Origin of the sequence: Rhodococcus cercidiphylli (genome assembly GCF_033042225.1) — a bacterium.
Classification (GTDB): Bacteria; Actinomycetota; Actinomycetes; order Mycobacteriales; family Mycobacteriaceae; genus Rhodococcoides.
Genome location: NZ_JAWLKE010000001.1, coordinates 667,007 through 688,068 on the forward strand (window position 1 = coordinate 667,007; position 21,062 = coordinate 688,068).

Sequence of the window (21,062 nt, forward strand, 5' to 3'; positions counted from 1 at the left end):
GTCAGGGAACCAGCACGATGGACCCCATCGTCTTGCGTGACTCCAAATCGATGTGGGCCTGAGCCGCATCCTCCAGCGCGTACTGCGCACCGATCTCGACCGTCAGAGCGCCGTTGGCCATCGCTGCGAACACATCTCCGGCGCGCCACTCCAGCTCGGCCCGGTTTCGGATGTGATGTGCGAGCGTGGGCCGGGTCAGGAACAGGGAGCCCGCGCCGTTCAGGCGCTGCGGATCCATGGGCGGGACGGGACCGCTCGCGGCACCGAACAGAGCCAGAGTCCCTCTGACCCGAAGCGACGCAAGACTTGCCTCGAACGTGTCGGCGCCCACGCCGTCGTACACCGCATGGACACCCTCACCGTCGGTGATCTCACGCACGCGGGCGGCGATGTCGTCCTCGTAGCGCAACACGTGGGCGGCACCGGCCTGCGTCGACCGCTCGGCCTTGTCATCCGTGGAGACCGTGGTGATCACGTTCACGCCCTTCGCCACCGCCATCTGCGTCAACAACAGTCCGACGCCACCTGCGCCTGCGTGTACCAGCACTGTGTCGCCCCGCTGGGCAGGATAGGTGGACTCGATCAGGTAATGCGCCGTCATGCCCTGGAGCAGCGCAGAGGCGGCCTGATCGGCTGGAACGTCGTCGGGAACCGCGATGGCCGACGAAGCGTCCACCAGGACGTATTCGGCGTAGCTGCCGGGTGCTGCGGCCCAGGCGACGCGAGCTCCCGGAGCAAAGTCCGTGACGTCCGACCCGACCTGATCGATCACTCCGGACCCTTCGTCGCCGGGAACGTAGGGGAGTGCGCGCGGATACAGGCCGCGCCGAAAGTACGTATCGATGTAGTTGATGCCGATGGCGTCCGTCCTGACCAGGAGTTGAGCAGGTCCTGGCGTCGGTATCGGAACATCGACGACGTTCATGACCTCGGGTCCGCCGGTGTTGTCTATTCGAATGGCACGCATGAAGACCGTTCTACACCGGCACCTCGCACCCGGTGGCACGGATCCGCTCGATGCACGCACGCGGACGAAGTTACCGAGGAGTAACGACTCGACGGGTCGATGCGGGGATTGCGAACGGCCTCGGTATCGTGTCGGCATGGCTACCGAAATCGACAGTGCGGGCATCGAGAAGAACGAGTCGAACGACGTTCCCAAGGGAACGCTCGCGGCGGTGAAGAGCTTCCTCGCCGACCACGGCAACTCTGCCGACGTGGTGATTCAGCCGGTCGGTCGCGCCGGGACTCGGCTCACCATGGTCGGTGCCGACGGAGTTCTGGGGGACCAGGTGGTGGCGAGTACCGCCATCGCCCGCGCGATCGTCGACGGTCTCGACCAGTTGACCGAGGCCGAATGGGACCGCGAGTTGACCAGTTCGGTCAATCCGGCACCCGGACACCACGAGAAGATGGCCGGGTGGGTAGCCCATCAGAAGAAGTTTCCGAAGGCGCGTAACCAGGCGATCGTCTGAGCGGAAAAAAGTCGCAAAACTTGTTCGATTCGGCGGGAACCATCTGGGCACCCGGTGCGTCGAAGTCAGTGGAGGGGCAGTCGGCCATCTGAGGGGGAGGTCGGCTGCCCCTCCACCCTGTTCGAAGATCGATCGATCGTCACGAGTGAACTGCGACGTCCTCGGTGGTCTCGATCTTGTCGGCCGCGGCCGGGCCGCGAGTTCGGCAGGCCGCCCAGACGGCAGCGGTTGCGGCGGTACACGCGCCCGCACCGGCCACATGGAAGGCGACGAGTACGGCTGGAACCCCGGTGAAGTACTGGACCAATCCGATCAGAGACTGTGCCAACACCAGAACGATCAGGACATTGAGTCGAAACGTGACCGTCTTGGGCGCACGAACGGCATACAGGGCGAAGGCCAGTCCGACGAGCAGCGCCAGGTAGCCGACCAGGAACTGCGAGTGCGCGTGCACCAGCGTCACGATCTCGATACCGAGGCGCGGTACCGGTTCCTCGATGCTCTTGTCGCCTGCGTGCGGACCTGCTCCGGTCACCATGGTGCCCGCGATCAGCACACCCGCCAGAGCGATCCCGGACAGTCCCGTCAGCGCTCGCAGAGCACCGGGCACCGTCGGCGTCGACTCCGATGCCGCATCGCTCTCGCCCACCTTGGCGTACAGCAGCGTGGCCAGCCAGACCATCGCCATCGAGACGACGAGGTGAACGGCCACGGTCCACCACAGCAGTCCGGTCAGCACGGTGAATCCACCGATGACGGCCTGCACGACGGTACCGAGTGGCATCAGCCACGCGAAGAACAGCACTCCGCGACGACGCCGCGCCCTGGTGACGGCGATCACGACAGCGGCGGCCGCGAGAACGACGACGAACGTGAGCAGGCGGTTACCGAACTCGACGGCCTGATGCAATATCGGTACCTCGGACACCCCGACGGGAGTGAAACTACCGGGGAAGCACTGCGGCCACGTGGGGCAGCCGAGACCGGATCCGGTGACGCGAACGACTGCACCGGTGACGGCGATGCCACCCTGCGTAAGGATCGCGATGAAAGCCAGAATTCGCTGCACACGAAGCGACGGCAGTGGCAGGAGATCGACGACGCGCAGGAATACGCCATAGAGCTTCCGTAGGAGGTAGGGCACTCCACGATGGTAAACGCCGATCAACTACACAGCGTCGTTGGGTAGCGAGCGTGACTCAGGTGAACTTGAACGTGCGGACGGCGAGCGTGCTGCACACCGCAGCCCACACCAGCAGTACGACCACACCGAACACGTCGAACGACGACGCCACACCCCTGCTCAGTGCCTCGCCCAGTGCGCCGGACGGAACGATGCGTGCCACGTTCTGCAGTCCCTGGGGGATCTGGTCGTCGACGAACACCGCGCTTCCGACGCCCAGCATCACGAACCAGGCGATGTTCGCCAGCGCCAGCACGATCTCGGCGCGCAGGGTGCCGCCCAGCAGCAACCCCATGGACGCGAAGGTGACGGTTCCCAGAGCGATGATGACGGCACCGAGCAACAGCCCCGTCGCGCTCGGGCGCCATCCGAGAGCGACTCCGATCGAGCCGAGCAGAATCGACTGCAGGATCACCACGATCACCACGGCGGCGGATTTGCCGCCGATGATGCCCCACCGCGGAAGTGGTGTCGCCCCGAGCCGCTTGAGAGCGCCGTAGCGGCGATCGAAGCCGACGGCGATCGCCTGACCGGTGAACGCCGTCGACATGATGGCAACCATCATCACGGCCGGGACCACTCGGGCAACTCGGTCGACGCCGAGCTCGCCGAAGGGCAGCAGGGTCAATCCGATCAGCAACGTGATCGGGATGAACATCGTCAGCAGCAACTGTTCACCGTTGCGCAGCAACAACTTCAGCTCGAGGCGGGTCTGCGCGAGCAACATACGTGCAGCCGACGCGGGCTGCGGGCGAGGCGCGAACAGACCTGTCTCGAATCGGTTGTCGGCGAGCCGGGCTTCTCTGCGCACGGTCACTTCCTCAATTCTCTGCCGGTCAGTTCGAGGAACACGTCCTCGAGGCGGCGCTGGTCGACCTGCAGTTCGGTCGCCAACACGTCCTGCTGTGCACACCAGGACGTGACGATCACCAGGATCTGCGGCTCGATCACACCGGCGACCACATAGGAACCGGGCGTCGGTTCCGACGGTACGTACCCCGGGGGAAGAGCCGCGTCGAGCATGGAGAGTTCGAGTCCAGGGGGTGCGGTGAAGCGCAGTTGGCCCTCGGCACCCTGCTTGGTCAGCTCCGAGGGAGTGCCCGAGGCGACGACGCGACCGTTGTCGATGATCGTCAGCCGGTCTGCGAGCTGCTCGGCCTCGTCCATCAGATGCGTCGTGAGCAGAACGCCGACTCCGTCACGGCGCAGGGCGTCGATCAGCTCCCACACGAGCAGCCGGGCCTGGGCGTCGAGCCCGGCGGTCGGTTCGTCCAGGAACACCAGTTCGGGCCGTCCGACGATGGCGCACGCCAGGGCGAGCCGCTGCTGCTGCCCACCGGAGAGCCGCCGGTACGGGGTGCGGACGGCCGAGGTCAGGCCGAGGCAGTCGAGCAGCCATGCCGGATCGAGGGGGTCGGCCGAGTACGAGGCGACGAGTTGGAGCATCTCGCCGGCTTTGGAACCGGGGTACGCGCCTCCGCCCTGCAGCATGACGCCGATGCGTGGCCGCAGCTGCGCCGACTGCGCGACGGGGTCGAGTCCGAGGACTCGGACCGAGCCGCCGTCGGGTACGACGAATCCTTCGCACATCTCGACGGTGGTGGTTTTTCCGGCACCGTTGGGGCCCAGCAGTGCGAGAACCTCGCCGGGGCCGATGTTCAGGCTGAGTCCGTCGACGGCACTGACACCGTCGTACGACTTGCGTACGTCGGTCAGCTGTACGACAGGTTGCGTCGCGTCGGACGTCCCGGAGATCACGAGGACTCAGCGTATTCGTCTGCGCTGCGGTCGCGTGCCGGTGGTCCGGTGCGGGTGGGCCACGGCATCCGGTTTCGGGTGAACAGGTAGAGCACTGCGATCGTCAGGATGGTCATGACTGCGGCCTGCACGATCTGGAACGGCTGGTACTCACTGCCGTTCGGCATCAGGATCACACTCACCAACGACGAGAAGGCGATGGCCGGACGCCGGAACGAGGAAGTGGTGGCCCAGGCGGCCAGCGGAATCACCGCCCACAGCAGGTACCAGGGTTGGACCACGGGGAACAACAGGACGACGGCACCGAGCGCGACGCCGAGTGCGCCGACCGGATGCAGACGGCCGCGCAGAACGGCGATGAGCATGCGGACGACGATGATTCCCGCGACGACGGCAGCGATCGGGCGAGTGAGGCCCAACACAGCGGTGGTGTGGTCGCCGAGGCCGAGGAGTACGCCGACGAATCCGGTGCCCAGCCCGAGAATCGTGGGAATCGACATCCAGCTGCGCACCACGCCGGCGGTCCCCAGAGTGTTGATCCAGCCGAAGCCGAGCCCACTGCCCAGGCTCACCGCGACTTGGACCGCGACGGCTATGGAGCCGAGCAGGATTGCCGCGTACACCACGGATCTGAGGGTCCCGCCCCACCTCCTCGACAGGGCCATTCCCACGAAGCCGAGCGCGATGAGCGAGGGGATCTTGATCGAAGACGACAGTGCGATCAAGCCTGCACCGCCGACGAGGAACGCGATATCGCTGTTGCGGAGGGGACCCGAGCGCTCGATCGCGCGAAGCGCCAGTTCGGTACCGGCCAGCATCAGCCCGATCATCAGGGCCTCGTTGTGGATACCGGCCACCAGATGGAAGAGCAGCAACGGATTCGCGGCACCGAGCCACAGTGCCGTCACCGACGCAACCCCGCAGCGTCGGGCGAGGCGGGGCAGCGACCAGACGATCAACGCCACGCCCGCCAATGCGAGCAGGCGATGCAGAAAGATGCCGGCGACGATGTTCTCGCCGGTCAGGTACGTGATGCCACGCCCCATCCACAGGAACAGCGGGCCGTAGGGTGCCGGGGTCTCCCGCCAGATGTTGGGAACCGTTCGGGTCAGTACGTTGTCGGCCCCGAGTGCATCGACCGGACCGACCTCGTACGGGTCGAGTCCGCGTGCGGTGATCTCGCTCTGAGCCAGGTACGAGTAGACGTCGCGCGAGAACATCGGCGGTGCCACGCACAACGGCAGGATCCACAGCAGCAACGTGCGGTCCATCTGGGAGCGGGTGAGTCGCCGCGGGGTCGCTCCCGATCGCAAGCGTCCCAACGCGAATCTTCCCAGCAGCAACCACGCGAGCACCACGATGACGGTTCCGGTCATCGTGACGGTCAGTGCGGTGGTCGCCATCCGGGACGGCAGGCTCAGGAGTCGGACGCCTGCGATCGGGTTCTGCAGCACCGGCTGCGCGCCCGCGCCGAGTGCTCCGATCGCCATCAGCAGTGCGCCCGCGGCACCGAAACGGCGGATGTTCCTGAGCTGGTTCGTCTCCGCCGGATTCAGTCCCGGTGCCTCCTGCTCGTCTCCGTGCAGGGTGGCCACCACCCCGCCCGGAGGCGTGGGCTCGAGGCCGATGACTCGACGTGCCGGGGCCACGACGAACCTGTGGACGAATGCGGCCGGCGCGGACTTCGATGTGCCGGACTCCGGGGGAGAACCGGGACCGCCCGCGGAAGGTGAGCTCTCGAAACTGGGCTCACTGTCGGTCGATGGCACAGTGGGAGCGTAGCGGGGCACTCGGTCACCACCTGCACGGTGCTCCACCCGACGACATGCGCATCGGCCACCGCGCTGGGTGAGTAGCCCGCATAGGGCACCCTTGCTGGACCGAGTACAGCAATTCCGTCACACTGGTGTTGTGAAAACAACCGAGAGCTCGCTCGTGCGTCCGGGAAGTGTCGAGTCGTCGGCCTCCGGCGCAGGCGTTTCGTCGGTGCGACCCACGTCGGCGCCCGAGGGGCAGACGCGGAGCGCTGTGGTCACGCTGCTGCTGGAGGAAGGCCCCATCACCGCCTCCGACATCGGCACTCGACTGGGGTTGAGCGCGGCGGGTGTCCGACGTCACCTGGACGCACTCATCGACGCGGGCGAGGCCCGCATCACAACCCCCGCAGGTGCCCGGCAACGGGGCCGAGGCCGACCGGCGAAGCACTTCCAGCTCACCGCAGCCGGGCGTAACCGTCTCGGCCACACCTACGACGATCTTGCCGGTGCCGCCATGCGGCAGTTACGCAAGATCGGCGGGGACGCGGCCATCGAGACATTCGCGCGGCAACGCGTCAACACCATCGTGGCCGACGTGGAGCCGGCCACGGGTTCCGATGCGCATGCCGTGGAGGACGCTGCCGACCGGATCGCCGACGCGTTCAGCGCGGCGGGCTTTTCTGCCACCACCCGTCAGGTGGGCAACGGTGTGCAGATCTGCCAGCACCACTGCCCGGTGTCGCACGTCGCCTCCGAGTTTCCGGAGCTGTGCGAGGCCGAGCAGACCGCGTTCGCCGAGATCCTCGGCACGCACGTGCAGCGTTTGGCGACCATCGCAAACGGCAATTGCGCCTGCACGACGCACGTACCGCTGTCACCGACGCGGTACTCGAACACCGATAGTTCCGACAAGAAGACTCCCGACGCGCAGCCCCGTGTCGGAGAACGCCCACGCCTCCGGAAGGAGCCCGCATGACCGTCACACCAGACCAGGTGACACCCACCGCGCCGCTGACCCAGGACGAGACCATCGCCTCGCTCGGCACCTACGGATACGGCTGGGCCGACTCGGACGTAGCCGGTGAAAGTGCCAAGCGCGGTCTTTCCGAGGCCGTCGTTCGGGACATCTCGCAGAAGAAGAGCGAGCCCGAGTGGATGCTCGAGGCGCGCCTGAAGGCGCTCAAGACGTTCGAGCGCAAGCCGATGCCGAACTGGGGTTCCAACCTCGACGGCATCGATTTCGACAACATCAAGTACTTCGTGCGCTCCAGCGAGAAGCAGGCTGCCACGTGGGAAGACCTGCCGGAAGACATCAAGAACACGTACGACAAGCTCGGCATCCCCGAGGCGGAGAAGCAGCGCCTCGTCTCCGGCGTCGCTGCTCAGTACGAGTCCGAGGTGGTCTACCACTCGATCCGTGAGGATCTCGAGGCCCAGGGAGTGTTGTTCCTCGACACCGACACCGCCCTGAAGGAGCAGCCGGAGCTGTTCCGGGAGTACTTCGGCACCGTCATCCCCGCAGGCGACAACAAGTTCTCGGCGCTGAACACCGCGGTGTGGTCCGGCGGATCCTTCATCTACATCCCGCCGGGCGTCCACGTGGACATCCCGCTGCAGGCCTACTTCCGGATCAACACCGAGAACATGGGTCAGTTCGAGCGCACGCTGATCATCGTCGACGAGGGTGCCTACGTGCACTACGTCGAGGGCTGCACCGCACCGATCTACAAGTCGGATTCGCTGCACTCCGCCGTGGTCGAGATCATCGTCAAGAAGGGTGGCCGGTGCCGCTACACGACCATCCAGAACTGGTCGAACAACGTCTACAACCTCGTCACCAAGCGTGCCAAGGCCGAGGCGGGCGCAACCATGGAGTGGGTCGACGGCAACATCGGCTCCAAGGTCACCATGAAGTACCCGGCCGTCTGGATGACCGGTGAGTACGCCAAGGGTGAGGTTCTCTCGGTCGCGTTCGCAGGCCCGGACCAGCACCAGGACACCGGCTCGAAGATGCTGCACCTGGCACCGCACACGTCCTCGAACATCGTCAGCAAGTCCGTCGCCCGCGGCGGTGGCCGGACGTCGTACCGCGGTCTGATCCAGATCAACAAGGGTGCACACGGTTCGCGCTCGACGGTCAAGTGCGACGCATTGCTCGTCGACACGATCAGTCGTTCCGACACGTACCCGTACGTCGACATCCGCGAGGACGACGTGTCGATGGGCCACGAGGCCACCGTCTCGAAGGTCAGCGACGATCAGTTGTTCTACCTGATGAGCCGCGGCATGACCGAGGACGAGGCCATGGCGATGGTCGTGCGCGGCTTCGTCGAGCCGATCGCTCGCGAACTGCCGATGGAATACGCGCTCGAGCTCAACCGGCTCATCGAGCTGCAGATGGAAGGGTCGGTCGGATAAGTGAACAACCCCCTCACCGGAGTCATGGGTGCTGTGGCATCCGAGAATCCAGAGTCGGCCAAGGAAGACAAGTCGAAGCTCGTCGAGAACAAGGGCGCTCAGTTCACGTCCTACGATGTGAATGCATTCGAGATCCCGTCCGGCCGTGACGAGCTGTGGCGTTTCACACCGCTGCGTCGGCTGCGCGGATTGCACGACGGTTCCGCTGTCGCCGACGGGGCCGCTCGGGTCACCGTCGGTGCCCCGGAGTCGGTGGTCGTGGAGACCGTCGGCCGCGACGACGAGCGACTGGGCAAGGCCGGTGTCCCGGCCGATCGTATTGCCGCACAGGCATTCTCGGCATTCACCGAGGCCACGATCGTCTCCGTGCCGAACGAGGTCGAGGTGGCCGATCCGATCGAGATCACCGTCGACGGTCCCGGTGTCGACCACGTCGCCTACGGCCACGTGCAGATCAGACTCGGCACGTTCGCTCGCGCCACCGTCGTGATCGACCAGCGGGGTAGCGGAACGTACGCCGAGAACGTCGAGTTCGTTCTCGGAGACAGCTCGCAGTTGCACGTCGTACTCATCCAGGACTGGCAGTCCGACGCCGTGCACGTCGCAGCACACCACGCGATGCTCGGACGCGACGCCGTGCTGCGGCACTACAACGTCAGTCTCGGCGGCGATCTGGTGCGCATCAGCCCGACCGTGCGCTACAGCGCACCCGGCGGCGACGCGAACATGCTCGGTGTGTATTTCGCCGACGCAGGCCAGCACCTCGAGCAGCGACTGCTCGTCGACCACTCGGCACCGCATTGCAAGTCCAACGTGATGTACAAGGGCGCGCTGCAGGGCGAAACCGGACCCGGAACCGTCGACGCGCACACCGTGTGGATCGGAGATGTTCTGATCCGAGCCGAGGCCGAGGGCACCGAGACCTACGAGCTCAACCGGAACCTGGTCCTGACCGATGGCGCTCGCGCCGACTCGGTGCCGAACCTCGAGATCGAGACCGGGGAGATCGTCGGAGCAGGCCACGCCAGCGCCACCGGCCGGTTCGACGACGAGCAGCTGTTCTACCTGCGCGCTCGTGGCATCTCGGAGGAGGTTGCTCGCCGACTCGTCGTCCGGGGCTTCTTCCACGAGATCATCGACAAGATTCCGGTCCCCGCCGTACGCGAGCGTCTCGACGCCGCCATCGAGACCGAACTCGCCGTCGCCGGCGCGTAGGTCTCACCCGAACCTTTCTCGACTGCACAAAGGAACTGTGATGTCCACACTCGAAATCCGCGATCTGCACGTCAGCGTCGCCAACTCCGACTCGACCGCGGAGCCCATCAACATCCTCAAGGGTGTCGACCTCACCGTGAAGTCCGGTGAGACGCACGCGATCATGGGGCCCAACGGTTCCGGTAAGTCCACGCTGTCCTACGCCATCGCAGGCCACCCCAAGTACACGGTGACCTCCGGCACCATCACCCTCGACGGTGAAGACGTGCTCGAGATGAGTGTCGACGAGCGCGCCCGTGCCGGCCTGTTCCTGGCGATGCAGTACCCGGTGGAGGTGCCCGGCGTCTCGATGTCGAACTTCCTGCGTACCGCCGCCACCGCCGTGCGCGGTGAGGCCCCCAAGCTTCGGCACTGGGTCAAGGAAGCCAAGACCGCCATGAGCGAGTTGGAGATCGAGGCCAACTTCCTCGAGCGCAACGTCAACGAAGGCTTCTCCGGCGGCGAGAAGAAGCGCCACGAGATTCTTCAGCTGGGACTGCTCAAGCCGAAGATCGCCATCCTCGACGAGACCGACTCCGGCCTCGACGTCGATGCTCTGCGCGTGGTGTCCGAGGGCGTCAACAAGTACAAGGAGCGTGAAGACGGCGGAGTGCTGCTGATCACGCACTACACCCGCATCCTGCGCTACATCAAGCCCGACTTCGTCCACGTCTTCGTCAACGGCGAAATCGTGAAGTCCGGCGGTGCAGAGCTGGCCGACGAGCTCGAAGCCAACGGATACGCCGGTTACGCGCAGGCCGCGACCACCGGAGCATGAGTATGGCTGCACCCGCAGCTGCGGCGGTGGCGACATCGTTCGATGTCGCCACGGTTCGTCGCGATTTCCCCATCCTCTCGCGCACCGTCCGCGACGGGAAGCCGTTGGTGTACCTCGATTCCGGTGCCACCTCGCAGCGGCCCGTGCAGGTACTCGACGCCGAGCGTGAGTTCCTGACCACGTGCAACGCCGCCGTGCATCGCGGGGCGCATCAGCTGGCCGAAGAGGCCACCGACGCCTACGAAGGTGCGCGCGCGGCCATCGCGTCGTTCGTCGGGGCGGATGTCGACGAGATCGTGTTCACCAAGAACGCGACCGAGTCGCTCAACCTCGTGACGTACGTGCTTGCCGATCAACGATTCGATCGTCACCTCGGTCCCGGCGACGAGATCGTCGTCACCGAACTCGAGCACCACGCCAATCTCGTTCCGTGGCAAGAGCTTGCTGCTCGAACCGGTGCAACGCTGCGCTGGTACGGCGTGACCGACGACGGGCGCATCGATCTCGACTCGCTCGAATTGTCTTCCGCCGTCAAGGTTCTCGCCTTCACGCATCAATCCAACGTGACCGGCGCGGTGGCCCCGGTCGAGGAGTTGGTGCGTCGGGCCAGGGCGGTCGGTGCACTCGTGGTCCTCGACGCATGCCAATCGGTGCCACACATGAAGGTCGATTTTCACGCGCTCGATGTCGACTACGCCGCGTTCTCGGGTCACAAGATGCTCGGTCCCTCGGGAGTGGGCGTGCTCTACGGCAAGGCGGCGCTTCTCTCGGCGATGCCTCCGTTCATAACCGGCGGTTCGATGATCGAGACCGTCACCATGGAGAAGACGACGTTCGCCGCGCCTCCGCAACGATTCGAGGCCGGGGTTCCCATGACCTCGCAGGTCGTCGGACTCGGTGCCGCCGTGCGGTACCTGGAGAACATCGGCATCGATGTCATCGCCGCGCACGAAAAGGTTTTGGTCGCAGCAACTCTCGCCGAGTTCGCGAAAATCGACGGTGTTCGCGTGATCGGCCCGACCGAGAACGTCGACCGCGGTTCGGCAGTGTCGTTCGTGGTCGACGGCATTCACGCCCACGACCTCGGACAGATCCTGGACGACGAGGGCGTCGCCATTCGCGTCGGGCATCACTGCGCGTGGCCGTTGCACCGACGGTTCGGTGTGGCTGCGACAGCGCGTGCCTCGTTCGCGCTGTACAACACGGTCGAGGAAGTGCAGGTTCTCGCACAGGCGATTCGCCGCGCGCAAACATTCTTCGGAACCGCTCGCTCCGACGACCACGGCGGGGGAGGGCAGCTCTAGATGCGGATGGAACAGATGTATCAGGAAGTGATCCTCGATCACTACAAGCACCCGCACGGCCGCGGACTGCGTGAGCCGTTCGGCGCGGAGGTACATCACGTCAACCCCACCTGCGGCGACGAGGTCACCCTGCGCGTGCAGATCGAGGATGGCGCCGTTGCAGACGTCTCGTACGACGGCCAGGGTTGCTCGATCAGTCAGGCAGCGACGTCCGTTCTCACCGATCAGGTCGTCGGCCTGAGCGTGGCCGACGCGCTGAAGACGGTCGACGCGTTCAGCGACATGGTCGGCAGCAGAGGTACCGTCGAGGGTGACGAGGACGTCATCGGCGATGGCATTGCGTTCGCCGGTGTGGCCAAGTATCCGGCTCGCGTGAAGTGCGCATTGCTGGGATGGATGGCTTTCAAGGACGCGGTTGTTCAAGTAGTGGACGCAGATTCGACAGCCACGACGGGCGAGACCGCCCGGTCGGCACTTTCCGGAGGACAGCAATCATGACCGAAGCAACAGAGACGACGCAGGCAGTGACAGCCGAGACCACGCCGGTGGAATTGACTGCCGACGAGATCAAAGTGCTCGAGGACCTCGAAGAAGCGATGCGCGACGTCGTCGATCCGGAGCTCGGAATCAATGTCGTCGATCTGGGACTGGTGTACGACATCAAGATCGACGCCGACGACATCGTCACCGTCGACATGACGCTCACCTCGGCGGCATGCCCGTTGACGGACGTCATCGAGGATCAGGCGCGCGGCGCGCTCGTGCGCAGCGGACTGGCCGCCGATCTCAAGATCAACTGGGTCTGGATGCCGCCATGGGGCCCGGACAAGATCACCGACGACGGTCGCGAGCAGCTCAGGGCCCTCGGCTTCACCGTCTGACGCATGGCCGAATCGGCCCCTTCACGCACCCTTTGCTTCGTCGGCTTTCGAGTCGGCGGATTTGGCCGAGGCTTTCTTCGCAGCCGCCTTCTTGGCCGGAGCCTTCTTCGCAGCAGCCTTCTTGGCGGGTGCCTTCTTCGCCGGAGCCGATGAGGCCGACCCGGACTTCGCGTTCTTGCCGGCCGCCTCGACGCTCCGCTGCAAGGCCGCCACGAGATCGACGACCTCGGCGTCCTCGCCGTCGTCGTCTTTTTCCGTTTCGGTGTGGATGACCTTCTCACCGCCGTTGGCGAGCGTCTCGTCGATCAGCTTGCGCAGTTCGGTCTGATAATCGTCCGTGTACTCGGTCGGATCGAATTCCGAGGACATGCTTTCCACCAGGGACGTCGCCATTTTCACTTCCTGCGGGCGCGCGGACGGTGCGTCCTCGAGCGAAGGAAATTCAGCGGCCCTGACTTCGTCCGGCCACAGCAGTGTCTGGATCACCAGGACGTCGTCGCGCACGCGCAGTGCGGCCAGGCGGGTCTTCTGTCGCAGAGTGAAATGCACCAACGCGGTGCGCTCTGTTTCTTCGAGAGTCTCGCGCAGCAGCACATAGGCCTTCGGTGAGGCAGAGTCCGGCTCGAGGAAGTAGCTCTTGTCGTACAGTATCGGATCGATCTGCTCGGTCGGCACGAATTCCAGAACCGGAATCTCGTGTTTCTCCGCCGCAGGCAGCTTGTCGAAGTCCTCGTCCGTGAGAATGACGCGTTCACCGTCGGGGGAGTCGTAGGCCTTGTCGATATCTGCGAACTGTACCGACTTGCCGCATTCCTGACAGATCCGGTCGTACTTGATACGACCGCCGTCCTTCGCATGCACCTGATGGAACCGAATGTCGTGCTGCTCGGTGGCCGAGTAGACCTTCACCGGAACATTGACCAGTCCGAAGGCGATCGAGCCCTTCCAAATGCTGCGCATCTGTCCATGATCGCCGACCGGGCGCCCGCGTGTCGACCGTTGGCGAGAAACTCAGCCGCGGCCCGGCGTGCGCACTATCGTGCGCGCGATCGCGAGCCTGGCCGACGCCGGAAGCGTCGGAAACATCTTCAGCATCGCGGTCATCGTCCCGAATGCGTCGTCGTGGCCGGACAGGTACGAGCGTTGCAGTTCGACCGGGAGCGAGAAGAAGCTGGAGAAGAACTGGGGGACCATCTCGGGTTCGAGAGCCAGTGCCGTGCGCAGTCCGAGGTTACGAAGCTTCTGGACCGTCCAGACGTGCACCGGGCGGATCGGGCGCGACCGACCGCCACCTCGGAATCGCTCGACGAGGTGATCCGCCGCCGCCAGCGACGCCGCGACGCTGTACCCGGTGGCGGGATGCATCAGATTCGAGCGAGAGCCGAACAGCACCGGGCCGCCTCGGCCGGTGTGCAGTCGGGACCGAGGCGGCGGTTCGACCGAGAAGCGGACTCGTTCGACATCCTCGTGGCCGGTCGGTTCCAGATTGCGATGGGTCAGACGGTGGTGCAGCCGCGATCGAAGAACTGCGAGTTCCAGCGGGGGTCGGCCCACCAAGCATGTCTCTTCGAGCAGGATTCGATCGTCGTCGAGTGCCACGGCGTACAGAAAACTCGGGGCTTCACCGTGCCGAGCCCCGTTGTCGGTGCGCCAGTCCATGAACCACGCGTCGGCCCCTTCGAGGATCGGTTCGGCGCGGTCGCGTTCGACGACGATCCCGTAGGCGGTCTGCTGGGCGAGGTCGCGCGAGTCGAGGGTGCCACGGGCGTCGACGACGTGACGGGCATCGACGATCGAGCCGTCGGCGGTCGTCACCCGGGAACCGGTGACGTCGACAGCCGTCGCGGCCAGCACCCGCACGCGGTCGACAGACAAGGCCGCTTGCAGTGCAGGTGTGTCCAGCACGCAGTATGTCCGGTCGATGATCCGCTGGTGATCGGTCCACACCGCGGGTTTGCGCGCAGTCGAGGCGACCGCGGTCTCGGGCAACCACGACGGCAACTCGTCGGCCCAGGCGGAGTACGTCGGTGTCCACGTGCGCGACGGGTGTGGATCGACTGCGATCACATCGAGTCCGGCCTCGGCACATCGATGGGCGACCGCCCGCCCGGCTGGACCGAGTCCGACGACCGCGACGTCGGCCGAGAAATCGTTCACATTCCGCCGGTGGCGAGCAAACCACCGTCCACGCGCACGGTCTCGCCGGTGATCCAGGAGGAGGCGTCCGAGACCAGGAAGGCCACCAACGCAGCCACGTCCTCCGGGTTTCCCAGACGCTTCATCGGGTAGCCGGCCGCTGCCGCGTCTTCTCCGTTGGCGACGAGGGCCTCGGCGAATTTGGTCTTCACCACGCCCGGTGCCACGGCATTGACGCGAATTTTCGGACCGAGCTGCCAGGCGAGCTCCTCGGTGAGGCGGATCAGAGCGGCCTTGGATGCGCCGTACGCGGCGATCACCCCGGTCGAGCGGATGCCGGCCACGCTCGCGATGTTGACGACCGCGCCGCCGTGCTCGCCCATCCAGGCATGGAAGGCCTGCTGGACGAAGCCGAGAGTCCCCACCACGTTCGTGTCGAAGATCTTGCTCACGCCCGCCAGGTCGGCATCCATCAGCGAGCCGTAGACGGGATTGATACCGGTGTTGTTGACCAGGATGTCCAGCGAACCGAAGGTCTCCACCGTGCTCGCCACCGCGGTGCGTCGGTGCTCCGGGTCGCCTGCGTTGCCGTCGATCGCGAGCACGGAATCGCCGAGCTCTGCTGCCGCCGCAACGAGTGGTTCGCGCTTGCGGGCGGTGATGGCGACGTTCGCGCCGCGAGCGAGCAGTTCCGCGGCGATGGCCTTGCCGATGCCTCGGCTGCCGCCGGTGACGAGTGCGGTGCGCCCGGCCAGGTCGGGGATCGGCGCGCTGGACGGGCTGACGGTTTCGGGGGCGTCGGTCATCGATCAGACGTTACCGGTGTCACCGTCGTTCCTGGGTGAGGGCACGTGAATGCTGAGCTAAAATGGGGGTTTGCTGTGCCGTTCGACGGCACACCTGAGTTCGCCCGTCGGTCGACGGGCAACGGTCTTGTTCGGCAATCGCTAGGAGCGCACGCGTGATCACCGCCACCGACCTGGAAGTTCGTGCCGGTGTGCGGACCCTTCTGTCCACCGAGGGGCCCGCGCTCCGCGTACAGGCAGGCGACCGCATCGGGTTGGTGGGCCGCAACGGTGCAGGCAAGACCACCACGCTGCGCATCCTGGCAGGTGAGGGAGAGCCGTACGCGGGCGAGGTCGTGCGTACCGGAGAGCTCGGCTACCTTCCGCAGGATCCCAAAGAAGGCGACCTCGACGTGCTGGCCAAGGATCGAGTGCTCTCGGCCCGGGGCCTGGACACCCTCCTGCACAGCATGGAGAAGCAGCAGGCACTGATGGCCGAGGTGGCCGACGAGGCGCTGCTCGACAAGGCCGTGCGCAAGTACGGCGAACTCGAAGAGCGGTTCGCATCCCTCGGCGGCTACGAGGCCGAGAGCGAGGCGGCCCGAATCTGCAACAGCCTCGGTCTGGCCGACCGCATCCTCGGTCAGCCGCTGCGGACCCTCTCCGGTGGTCAGCGCCGACGCGTCGAACTGGCTCGAATTCTGTTCGCCGCGTCCGACGGCAGTGGCGGACGCTCGAACACCACATTGCTGCTCGACGAGCCCACCAACCACCTCGACGCCGACTCCATCACCTGGTTGCGCGGATTCCTGCAGAGCCACGAGGGCGGACTCATCGTGATCAGTCACGATGTCGAACTGCTCGGAGACGTGGTGAATCGGGTGTGGTTCCTCGACGCAGTACGCGGCGAAGCCGACATCTACAACATGAACTGGAAGAAGTACCTCGACGCCCGCGCCACGGACGAGCAACGCCGCCGCCGTGAGCGCGCCAACGCGGAGAAGAAAGCCGGCGCGCTACGGGTGCAGGCCGCCAAGATGGGGGCCAAGGCAACGAAAGCCGTTGCGGCACAGAACATGGCGAAACGCGCGGACAAGCTGCTCGCCAACCTCGACGCCGAACGGGTGTCCGACAAGGTCGCCCACATTCGTTTCCCCGAGCCCGCACCGTGCGGCAAGACGCCGCTGATGGCGAAGAACCTGACCAAGATGTACGGATCGCTGGAAATTTTCGCGGGCGTCGATCTCGCGATCGACCGAGGCAGCCGCGTTGTGGTGCTCGGGCTCAACGGTGCGGGCAAGACGACGCTGCTCCGAATCCTGGCCGGAACCGAGAAGGCCGACACCGGCGAGATCGAGCCGGGCCACGGCATGCGCGTCGGGTACTTCGCACAGGAACATGACACCCTCGACGACCACGCGTCGGTCTGGGAGAACATCCGGCACGCCGCACCGGACACCGGCGAGCAGGAACTGCGGTCGCTCCTGGGAGCCTTCATGTTCACCGGTCCCCAGCTCGACCAGCCTGCAGGGACACTGTCGGGCGGTGAGAAGACCCGCCTGGCACTCGCCGGATTGGTGTCCTCGGCGGCGAACGTGCTGCTGCTCGATGAACCGACCAACAACCTCGACCCGATCTCACGCGAGCAGGTCCTCGACGCGCTCCGCAGCTACAAGGGTGCCGTCGTACTGGTCACCCACGATCCCGGTGCCGCCGAAGCGCTCTCACCCGAGCGGGTGATTCTGCTTCCCGACGGTACCGAGGACCACTGGTCGCAGGAGTACCTGGAACTGATCCAGCTGGCCTGACCCGCTCGCCAGGGTCATTCCGATCGGTCTTGCCTGCGAACCGACTCCTCGACCAGGTCCAGGATCGCCGAGAGGTTGGACCTACCGTGGCCCGACGCGATGCGCGCCACCAGGCCGTCCAGCACGAGATCCAGGTAGTCGGCGAGGACGTCGTTGGGTATGTCGTCGCGCAGTCTTCCTGCGGTCTTCTGACGCTCTAGTCGCCCCAGCGTCGCGTCGGTCAGCTCTGCAGACCGTTCGGCCCAGCTGCTCCGGAAGTCCGCGTCCGTGCGTAGTCGTCGGGTGATCTCGAGCCGCGTTCCGAGCCACTCGAATTGTTCGGGTTGCGCCAGCATGTCTCGCATCACCTGCACCAGACCCTGGGTGGACGCGACCTCGGCCATGCGTCGGGCATCTTCCTGCGCCAGCGCGAGGAAGAGACCGTCCTTGTCCTTGAAGTGGTGGAAGATCGCTCCGCGCGACAGGCCGGTGGCCTCTTCGAGGCGCCGTACCGTCGCGCCCTCGTAACCGAACTCGCCGAAGCACTTGCGCGCGCCGTCGAGAATTTCGCTTCGACGGGCGGCCAGGTGGTCTTCGCTGACCTTGGGCACGTGTGGGTTTCCTACTTTCGATGAGGGCCTCGACCGATACGGCGATGGGCCCGGAAACACGTTGTCGGTTCCGGGCCCATCGCCGTTCGAGGCATACGTCAGACGACGCGCACTCAGCCTCTGATCATGTTGCGCAGCACGTACTGCAGGATGCCGCCGTTGCGGTAGTAGTCCGCTTCACCCGGGGTGTCGATGCGAACCACGGCCTCGAATTCGACCTTCGTGCCGTCTTCCTTGGTGGCGATGACGGTCATCGTCTTCGGGGTGGTGCCTTCGTTCAGCTTCGCGACGCCGACGATGTCGAACGTCTCGGTGCCGTCCAGCTTGAGCGACGCTGCGCTCTCACCGGCCGGGAACTGCAGGGGAACGACGCCCATGCCGATGAGGTTGGAGCGGTGGATGCGCTCGAACGACTCGGTGATGACGGCCTTGACTCCGAGGAGCGAGGTGCCCTTGGCCGCCCAGTCGCGCGAGGAGCCGCTGCCGTACTCCTTGCCGCCCAGCACGACCAGCGGGATGCCGGCCTTCTGGTAGTTCTGCGACGCGTCGTAGATGAAGGACTGCGGTCCACCGTCCTGCGTGAAGTCACGGGTGTAACCGCCCGAGACGTCGTCGAGGAGCTGGTTCTTCAGGCGAATGTTCGCGAACGTTCCGCGAATCATGACCTCGTGGTTTCCGCGACGCGAACCGAGCGAGTTGTAGTCCTTGCGCTCGACACCGTGCGAATCGAGGTACTGCGCAGCAGGCGTGCCTGCCTTGATGGGGCCTGCCGGGCTGATGTGGTCGGTGGTGACCGAATCGCCGAGCAGGGCCAGCACGCGTGCACCCTTGATGTCCTCGACCGGAGCCGGATCCATCGTCATGCCGTCGAAGTACGGAGGCTTGCGTACGTACGTGGAGTTGGGATCCCACTCGAACGTGTCGCCCTCGGGGGTCGACAGGTTCTGCCAACGGCTGTCGCCGGCGAAGATGGTGTCGTAGGACTTGGTGAACATGTCCCGGCTGATCGAGGACTGGATGGTCTCTTCGATCTCCTGCGTGGACGGCCAGATGTCCTTCAGGAACACCGGGTTGCCATCGTGATCCTCACCGAGGGCGTCGGTCTCGAAGTCGAAGTCCATCGTGCCCGCGAGGCCGTACGCGATGACCAGCGGCGGTGAGGCCAGGTAGTTCATCTTGACGTCGGGGGAGATGCGGCCCTCGAAGTTGCGGTTACCCGACAGCACAGCGGTGACCGAGAGGTCGTTGTCGTTGATCGCCTTCGAGATCGGCTCGAGCAAGGGACCGGTGTTGCCGATGCACGTGGTGCAGCCGTAACCGCCCAGGTAGTAGCCGAGCTTCTCGAGGTACGGCCAGAGGCCGGCCTTCTCGTAGTAGTCGGTGACGACCTGCGAGCCGGGTGCCATGTTGGTCTTGACCCAGGGCTTGGTGGACAGGCCCTTCTCGACGGCGTTGCGGGCGAGCAGTGCGGCACCGAGCATGACCGACGGGTTCGAGGTGTTGGTGCAGGAGGTGATGCCCGCGACCACGACGGCACCGTGATCGAGCACGAATTCGCCTGCCTCGTCGGTGGTGACGCGGACCGGCTTGCTCGGGCGCCCTTCGGAACCGTATGCGGCAGAACGAACGTCGACGGAATCCTCTTCGGCGAAGCTCAGCGAAGCGGAGTCGCTGGCCGGGAAGGATTCGTCGAGGGCCTCGTCGAGCTTGCTGTCACCCTCGTGCTTGGGGTGGTTCTCCTCGACGTAGTTGTGGATGTCCTTGCGGAACGCAACCTTGGACTCGGACAACAGGATTCGGTCCTGCGGGCGCTTCGGGCCTGCGATGGACGGAACGACCGTGTTGAGGTCGAGTTCGATGTACTCGGAGTACACGGCCTCGTTCTTCGGGTCGTGCCACATGCCCTGTTCCTTGGCGTACGCCTCGACGAGAGCGAGCTGCTCGTCGCTGCGGCCGGTCAGGCGCAGGTAGTTGATGGTTTCCTCGTCGATCGGGAAGATCGCTGCGGTGGAACCGAACTCGGGGCTCATGTTGCCCAGGGTGGCGCGGTTCGCCAGCGGAACCTCGGCCACGCCTTCGCCGTAGAACTCCACGAACTTGCCGACGACGCCGTGCTTGCGCAGCATCTCGGTTGCGGTCAGCACCACGTCGGTCGCGGTGACGCCGGGCTGGATCTCACCGGAGAGCTTGAAGCCGACGACGCGGGGGATGAGCATCGAGACGGGCTGACCGAGCATGGCCGCCTCTGCTTCGATGCCGCCGACGCCCCAGCCCAACACGCCGAGGCCGTTGACCATCGTGGTGTGCGAGTCGGTGCCGACGCAGGTGTCGGGGTAGGCCTGGCCCTTGCGGGTCATGATCGTCGGTGCGAGGTACTCGATGTTGACCTGGTGCACGATGCCCATGCCCGGGGGGACGACCTTGAAGTCGTCGAATGCGCCCTGTCCCCAACGCAGGAACTGGTAGCGCTCACCGTTGCGCTCGTACTCGAGGTCGACGTTGCGCTCGAGAGCATCGGCGCGGCCGAAGACGTCGAGGATGACCGAGTGGTCGATGACCATGTCGGCGGGGGAGAGGGGGTTGACCTTGTTGGGGTCGCCGCCCAGAGTGGTGACGGCTTCACGCATGGTGGCGAGGTCGACGATGCACGGAACACCGGTGAAGTCCTGCATGATGACGCGTGCAGGGGTGAACTGGATTTCGAAGCTCGGCTCTGCGGACGGATCCCACGAGGCAATCGAACGAATGTGGTCGGCGGTGATGTTCGCACCGTCCTCGGTGCGAAGGAGGTTCTCCGCGAGGACCTTCAGTGCGTAGGGCAACTTCTCGGCACCGGGCAAAGCCGACAGTCGGAAGATCTCGTACGAGTTCTCGCCGACTTCGAGGGTGCCCTTTGCACCGAATGAATCTTTACTTGCGGTCACTTCAGCTCCAC

At 65.4% G+C, this 21,062-nt stretch carries 19 protein-coding genes; 9 read left to right on the forward strand and 10 right to left on the reverse strand.

What is annotated here, in order from left to right:
* Window position 1 precedes the first annotated feature (1 nt).
* Window positions 2-967, reverse strand: a complete 966-nt coding sequence (locus R3P95_RS03195; protein WP_149405825.1) for a quinone oxidoreductase family protein — start codon at window positions 965-967, stop codon at window positions 2-4.
* A gap of 136 nt (window positions 968-1,103) precedes the next feature.
* On the opposite strand from R3P95_RS03195, the gene R3P95_RS03200 reads away from it, so the two are divergent.
* The gene (locus tag R3P95_RS03200; RefSeq protein WP_149405824.1) at window positions 1,104-1,475 is read left to right on the forward strand and encodes a hypothetical protein; all 372 of its coding nucleotides are present in this window, start codon (window positions 1,104-1,106) and stop codon (window positions 1,473-1,475) included.
* A gap of 139 nt (window positions 1,476-1,614) precedes the next feature.
* Here R3P95_RS03200 and R3P95_RS03205 read toward each other — a convergent pair whose 3' ends face one another.
* The 4 genes from R3P95_RS03205 to mptB are packed head-to-tail and all read right to left on the reverse strand — an operon-like array spanning window position 1,615 to window position 6,185.
* A complete protein-coding gene (locus R3P95_RS03205; protein ID WP_149405823.1) occupies window positions 1,615-2,619 on the reverse strand; it encodes a COX15/CtaA family protein in 1,005 nt (334 codons plus the stop codon).
* Window positions 2,620-2,674: 55 nt separating this feature from the next.
* A complete protein-coding gene (locus R3P95_RS03210; RefSeq protein ID WP_373557666.1) occupies window positions 2,675-3,469 on the reverse strand; it encodes an ABC transporter permease in 795 nt (264 codons plus the stop codon).
* Between the two features lie 2 nt (window positions 3,470-3,471).
* Entirely contained in the window at window positions 3,472-4,416 is a 945-nt protein-coding gene (locus R3P95_RS03215; RefSeq protein WP_176460513.1) for an ABC transporter ATP-binding protein, read from the reverse strand.
* Window positions 4,413-6,185, reverse strand: coding sequence for a polyprenol phosphomannose-dependent alpha 1,6 mannosyltransferase MptB (gene mptB / locus R3P95_RS03220; protein ID WP_149405822.1), 1,773 nt, complete (start codon window positions 6,183-6,185; stop codon window positions 4,413-4,415). The genes R3P95_RS03215 and mptB overlap by 4 nt, the downstream gene beginning before the upstream one ends.
* Before the next feature lie 217 nt (window positions 6,186-6,402).
* On the opposite strand from mptB, the gene R3P95_RS03225 reads away from it, so the two are divergent.
* Genes R3P95_RS03225 through R3P95_RS03255 form a run of 7 tightly spaced genes read left to right on the forward strand, consistent with a single transcriptional unit; the run spans window position 6,403 to window position 12,808 of the window.
* On the forward strand, window positions 6,403-7,149 hold the full coding sequence (locus tag R3P95_RS03225) for a helix-turn-helix transcriptional regulator (RefSeq protein WP_317810418.1): 747 nt from the start codon (window positions 6,403-6,405) through the stop codon (window positions 7,147-7,149).
* Window positions 7,146-8,591: a Fe-S cluster assembly protein SufB gene (gene sufB, locus R3P95_RS03230; RefSeq protein ID WP_032377835.1), complete on the forward strand. Its 1,446-nt coding sequence runs from the start codon at window positions 7,146-7,148 to the stop codon at window positions 8,589-8,591. The genes R3P95_RS03225 and sufB overlap by 4 nt, the downstream gene beginning before the upstream one ends.
* Before the next feature lie 24 nt (window positions 8,592-8,615).
* Entirely contained in the window at window positions 8,616-9,806 is a 1,191-nt protein-coding gene (sufD, locus tag R3P95_RS03235) for a Fe-S cluster assembly protein SufD (protein WP_094642369.1), read from the forward strand.
* A gap of 40 nt (window positions 9,807-9,846) precedes the next feature.
* Complete coding sequence (sufC, locus tag R3P95_RS03240) at window positions 9,847-10,623, forward strand: Fe-S cluster assembly ATPase SufC (protein ID WP_094641863.1); 777 nt, start codon at window positions 9,847-9,849, stop codon at window positions 10,621-10,623.
* Between the two features lie 2 nt (window positions 10,624-10,625).
* Window positions 10,626-11,927, forward strand: coding sequence for a cysteine desulfurase (locus tag R3P95_RS03245; RefSeq protein ID WP_149405821.1), 1,302 nt, complete (start codon window positions 10,626-10,628; stop codon window positions 11,925-11,927).
* Entirely contained in the window at window positions 11,928-12,425 is a 498-nt protein-coding gene (gene sufU / locus R3P95_RS03250; protein WP_094641859.1) for a Fe-S cluster assembly sulfur transfer protein SufU, read from the forward strand. It abuts the gene before it with no gap.
* Window positions 12,422-12,808 (forward strand): metal-sulfur cluster assembly factor, encoded by a 387-nt coding sequence (locus R3P95_RS03255; RefSeq protein ID WP_068050507.1) that lies wholly within the window; start codon window positions 12,422-12,424, stop codon window positions 12,806-12,808. Before sufU ends, R3P95_RS03255 begins: the two co-directional genes overlap by 4 nt.
* A 21-nt stretch (window positions 12,809-12,829) precedes the next feature.
* Here the strand turns inward: R3P95_RS03255 and ku are convergent, their stop codons facing one another.
* Genes ku through R3P95_RS03270 form a run of 3 tightly spaced genes read right to left on the reverse strand, consistent with a single transcriptional unit; the run spans window position 12,830 to window position 15,750 of the window.
* Window positions 12,830-13,768: a non-homologous end joining protein Ku gene (ku, locus tag R3P95_RS03260; protein WP_149405820.1), complete on the reverse strand. Its 939-nt coding sequence runs from the start codon at window positions 13,766-13,768 to the stop codon at window positions 12,830-12,832.
* A gap of 51 nt (window positions 13,769-13,819) precedes the next feature.
* Window positions 13,820-14,965 (reverse strand): lycopene cyclase family protein, encoded by a 1,146-nt coding sequence (locus tag R3P95_RS03265; RefSeq protein WP_149405819.1) that lies wholly within the window; start codon window positions 14,963-14,965, stop codon window positions 13,820-13,822.
* Window positions 14,962-15,750 carry an SDR family oxidoreductase gene (locus tag R3P95_RS03270; RefSeq protein ID WP_068050504.1) on the reverse strand — a complete coding sequence of 263 codons (789 nt, stop codon included), beginning with the start codon at window positions 15,748-15,750 and terminating at the stop codon, window positions 14,962-14,964. Before R3P95_RS03270 ends, R3P95_RS03265 begins: the two co-directional genes overlap by 4 nt.
* A gap of 155 nt (window positions 15,751-15,905) precedes the next feature.
* Here R3P95_RS03270 and R3P95_RS03275 point away from each other — a divergent pair, with 155 nt between their 5' ends.
* Window positions 15,906-17,537 carry an ABC-F family ATP-binding cassette domain-containing protein gene (locus R3P95_RS03275; protein ID WP_068050503.1) on the forward strand — a complete coding sequence of 544 codons (1,632 nt, stop codon included), beginning with the start codon at window positions 15,906-15,908 and terminating at the stop codon, window positions 17,535-17,537.
* Window positions 17,538-17,551: 14 nt separating this feature from the next.
* Here the strand turns inward: R3P95_RS03275 and R3P95_RS03280 are convergent, their stop codons facing one another.
* Together R3P95_RS03280 and R3P95_RS03285 are read right to left on the reverse strand one after the other, a co-directional pair.
* Complete coding sequence (locus tag R3P95_RS03280) at window positions 17,552-18,127, reverse strand: TetR/AcrR family transcriptional regulator (RefSeq protein WP_068282405.1); 576 nt, start codon at window positions 18,125-18,127, stop codon at window positions 17,552-17,554.
* 113 nt (window positions 18,128-18,240) lie between these two features.
* Window positions 18,241-21,051 (reverse strand): aconitate hydratase, encoded by a 2,811-nt coding sequence (locus R3P95_RS03285; protein WP_149405818.1) that lies wholly within the window; start codon window positions 21,049-21,051, stop codon window positions 18,241-18,243.
* Window positions 21,052-21,062: the final 11 nt, after the last annotated feature.